At 65.8% G+C, this 789-nt stretch carries 1 protein-coding gene and 1 pseudogene; one reads left to right on the top strand and one right to left on the bottom strand.

Features of this window, described 5'->3' with window-relative positions; translation table 11 throughout:
• Window positions 1–198 (top strand): annotated as a pseudogene (locus XAXN_RS20020) (GGDEF domain-containing protein); the annotation flags it as partial.
• 34 nt (window positions 199–232) lie between these two features.
• Here XAXN_RS20020 and XAXN_RS20015 read toward each other — a convergent pair.
• Window positions 233–742 (bottom strand): chemotaxis protein CheW, encoded by a 510-nt coding sequence (locus tag XAXN_RS20015; RefSeq protein WP_054320804.1) that lies wholly within the window; start codon window positions 740–742, stop codon window positions 233–235.
• Between the last annotated feature and the right edge of the window lie 47 nt (window positions 743–789).

The raw sequence follows: 789 nt of genomic DNA, 5'->3' as shown, positions 1-789 counted from the left end.
CCCTTGCGCAAGGCCGTGGAAGACACGCACTGGCCCATCGGCCCGTTGACGCTCAGCATGGGGCTGGTGGACGTTGCCACGCCAACCGCGCTCGACAGCACGACCTTGCTGGCCCGGGCGCGGCATGCGTTGCAACAGGCGCGTGGCGATGGCCGCAACCGAGTGCACCGCTTCGACGGTTGGCACCTACGGGCCTGATCGACGCAGCCTGCGCCGATCGGCCTGCTGCCGCTCAGGCCGCCAGTGCATCGGTGTTTCCGGCGATCTGGTCCACCTGCAGCACCTGCTCCATCTCCAGCAGTACCACAAAGCGCTCGCCCACCTTGCCCATGCCGCGCAGCAGATCGCGGCGGATATGCGTGCCGAACGACGGCGCCGCTTCGATGTCCTGATCGGCCAGTTCGATCACTGCATTGACCGCATCCACCAGCACGCCAATCACCTGCGTGCCCTGTGCCTGCTCGGTGGCCAGAATCACGATGCAGCTGCGTTTGCCGATCGAGCTGTCCGCGCGCCCCAGCCGTGATTGCAGGTCCACCACCGGCACCACCGCGCCGCGTAGATTGATCACCCCGCGCACGCAATCGGGCATCGACGGCACCGGCGTGGGAGCGCGGTATTGAATGATCTGGCGAATGCCGAGAATGCTGGTGGCGAAGGTTTCGCCATACAGTTGAAAGGTCAGATATTGCGCGGCGACATCGGCGTCGCCGGGCATCACATCAAGCGTCGGTGCGGTCATTGGTCGCTCTCTCAGAAACGCGCGAACTGGCCTTCGTCGCCCCCCCC

Origin of the sequence: Xanthomonas axonopodis, assembly GCF_001304695.1 — a bacterium.
GTDB lineage: Bacteria > Pseudomonadota > Gammaproteobacteria > Xanthomonadales > Xanthomonadaceae > Xanthomonas > Xanthomonas axonopodis.
This window is presented reverse-complemented; position numbering and strand designations above follow the sequence as displayed.